2 protein-coding genes are annotated in these 3,129 nt (G+C 71.4%); both read left to right on the forward strand.

Annotation, left to right across the window (positions count from 1 at the left end):
* The first annotated feature begins 43 nt into the window (after positions 1-43).
* Positions 44-2,344, forward strand: coding sequence for an ATP-dependent DNA helicase RecG (gene recG, locus GT354_RS37265; protein WP_161360815.1), 2,301 nt, complete (start codon positions 44-46; stop codon positions 2,342-2,344).
* An 85-nt stretch (positions 2,345-2,429) separates the two neighbouring features.
* Positions 2,430-2,978, forward strand: a complete 549-nt coding sequence (locus tag GT354_RS37270) for an RNA polymerase sigma factor (protein WP_161360816.1) — start codon at positions 2,430-2,432, stop codon at positions 2,976-2,978.
* Positions 2,979-3,129 lie beyond the last annotated feature (151 nt).

Raw genomic sequence — 3,129 nt, forward strand, 5'->3', positions numbered from 1 at the left:
ACCACCCAGAAAATGACACCCCCGCCCAGTACCGTTGGGCAGCATGTCGCGCCTTGACGAACCGCTCAAGAAACTCGTCGGCGACCGTACGGCGACGGTGTTGGCCAAGTCCCTCAAGTTGGACACCGTCGGTGATCTGCTGCGCCACTACCCCCGGCGCTACGCGGAGCGCGGGCGCCTGACCGATCTGGCCTCCCTCTCCGACCTGGAGAAGGACGAACACGTCACCGTCATGGCCGAGATCGCCAAGGTGAACAAGCGCCAGTTCCGCAACCGGCGCGGCAACCTCCTGGAGGTCGAGGTCACCGACGGTCGGGGCAAGCTCACCCTGATCTTCTTCAATCAGGGCTGGCGCGAAGAGGAGCTGCGCCCGGGGCGCCGCGGCCTGTTCGCGGGCAAGATCGGTCGCTTCAACAACGCGATCCAACTCAGCCAACCCGACTACCAACTCGTCGGCGAGGACGCAGAGGAAGGCGTCGCGGACATGTTCGCGAACGCCCTCATCCCGGTGTACCCGGCCGCCGCCGCGATGCCGTCCTGGAAGGTCGCCCAGTGCGTGGGCATGGCCCTGGACACGCTCGGCGAGATCGGCGACCCGCTGCCCGCCGAGATGCGCGAGCGCCGCGGCATGCCCGACCTGGCCCGGGCCCTGGTAGAGATCCACCGGCCGCAGACCTGGGCCGATGTGAGCACGGCCAAGGACCGGCTCAAGTGGGACGAGGCGTTCGTCCTCCAGATCGCCCTGGCCCGCCGCCGGCGCGACACCCGCGCCCAACCCGCGGTGGCTCGCCCGCGCCGCGCCGACGGCATCCTCGACGCCTTCGACGCCCGCCTGCCGTTCGAACTCACCGACGGCCAGAAGGAAGTCTGCGCCGAGATCGAAACCGACCTGTCCACCGAACACCCCATGCACCGTCTCCTCCAAGGCGAGGTAGGAGCCGGCAAGACGCTCGTCGCGCTGCGGGGCATGCTCACCGTGGTGGATGCCGGCGGGCAGACCGCGTTGCTGGCGCCGACCGAGGTGCTCGCACAGCAGCACTACCGGTCGATCGTGGAGATGCTCGGGCCGCTCGCCGAGGGCACCGGCATGCTCGGCGGGTCCGAGATCGGCACCAAGGTCACCCTGCTCACCGGCTCGATGGGCGTGCCGGCGCGTCGCGCCGCGCTCCTGGACCTGGTCACCGGTGAGGCCGGCATCGCGATCGGCACGCACGCGCTGATCGAGGACAAGGTCGAGTTCCACGACCTGGGCCTGGTCGTGGTCGACGAGCAACACCGCTTCGGGGTCGAACAGCGCGACGCGCTGCGCAGCAAGGGCAAGCGCCCGCCGCACCTGCTCGTGATGACCGCGACACCGATCCCGCGCACCGTCGCGATGACCGTGTTCGGCGACCTGGAGACCTCGATCCTGGCCCAACTCCCGTCCGGCCGATCGCCGATCGCGACCCACGTGGTGCCCGCCAAGGAGAAGCCGCACTTCCTCGACCGCGCGTGGCAGCGGGTGCGCGAGGAGGTCGACAACGGCCACCAGGCGTACGTGGTGTGCCCGCGGATCGGCGACGAGGAGGACGACCCGAAGAAGGCCGGAAAGAAGACCAAGGCCAAGGGCAAGCCGAAGGCGAACGCCGGGAAGGCCGGGAAGGCCACCGCCGAGGATCTGCCGCCCGAGGCGTATCTCGACGACCCCGACGACATCGGCGCCGACGCCGACACCGGCGCGGACGAGCGCCGCCCCCCGCTCGCGGTGCTCGACGTCGCCGCGATGCTGGAGGCCGGCCCGCTCGCCGGCCTGCGGATCGCCGTCCTGCACGGCCGGATGACGCCCGACGACAAGGACGACGTCATGCGCCGCTTCACCGCCGGCGACCTCGACGTGCTGGTCGCGACCACCGTGATCGAAGTCGGCGTCAACGTCCCCAACGCCACCGCGATGGTGATCATGGACGCCGACCGGTTCGGCGTCTCGCAACTGCACCAGTTGCGCGGCCGAGTCGGTCGTGGCAGCGCTCCCGGCCTGACCCTCCTGGTCAGCGAGATGCCCGGCGGGACGTCCGCCCGCGAGCGACTGGACGCGGTCGCCGCGACCCTGGACGGCTTCGAACTGTCCCGGATCGACCTCGAACAACGCCGCGAGGGCGATGTGCTCGGCGACGCGCAGTCCGGCTCGCGCTCGTCGCTGCGGATGCTGGAGGTGGTCCGCGACGAGGACCTGATCGTGGCCGCCCGCGAGGAGGCCGGCGCGATCATCGAGACCGACCCGGAACTGACCGGGCATCCCGACCTGCGCAGTGCCCTCGCGAGCATCCTCGACGACGAGCGCGCGGAGTACCTCGACAAGGGCTGACCGCCCCCACAGTGCGCCGACGAGCCCCCCGGATGCACCCGTTCGGAGCACGCGGAGCAGCCCGTCGGTTGGCTACCAATGGCCCATGGACGCACGGGTGGGGGACGAGGGATTCGACGCGCTCTTCTGCGGCCTGCTCCCTCGGCTGTATCGGCGGGCCGTACTGCTCGCCGGTGAGGGCAACGCGGAAGACGCGGTGCACGAGACCTACCTGAAGCTGGCCCGAAGACCCGAGCGCCTGCTCGGCCACCCCGAGCCCTACGCGTACGCGTTCCGGGCCCTGGTGAGCGTCACCCGCGACATGTGGCGCGTCCGCAGCCGGCAGGTGTTGCTGCCGGAGCCTCCCGAACCGGGGGAGCGGGCCAGGTCCGCCGACGGCGATCCCATCTCGCGCCGCGAGGCCGAGTGGGAGGCCGTGCGGTTGCTCGGCTCGCTGCCCGCGAAGCAGGCGGCGGCGGTGCTGCTCGTCGACCTCGACGGCTACACGATCGATCAGGCCGCCGAAATCCTCGGCGTGCATCGCGGCACGGTCTCGCGCTCGCGCGAGCGCGCGCTGACCCGGCTGCGCACCAACCTGGGCGGCGCCGCGGGCCGGTTTCGTCGCCGGGACCGGCACGAAGGAGTCGCTCGGTGAACCCGCCACCCCCCGATCTCGACGACCCGGACGAGGCGGTGCGCGAACTGCGCGTCCGCCTGCGTGCCGCCGACTCGGCCTTCGATCGGCCCCCGCCCGGTCTGGCACTTCGCGTGCTGCGCCCGCCCACCGCGCGTCCGGTGTGGCGCGG

Origin of the sequence: Streptomyces sp. SID3343 (assembly GCF_009865215.1) — a bacterium.
In the GTDB taxonomy this organism is placed as follows: domain Bacteria; phylum Actinomycetota; class Actinomycetes; order Streptomycetales; family Streptomycetaceae; genus Embleya.

Coding starts and splice junctions, on each gene's coding strand:
- recG (WP_161360815.1), top strand. CDS start 44: ATGTCGCGCCTTGACGAACCGCTCAAGAAACTCGTCGGCGACCGTACG.
- GT354_RS37270 (WP_161360816.1), top strand. CDS start 2,430: ATGGACGCACGGGTGGGGGACGAGGGATTCGACGCGCTCTTCTGCGGC.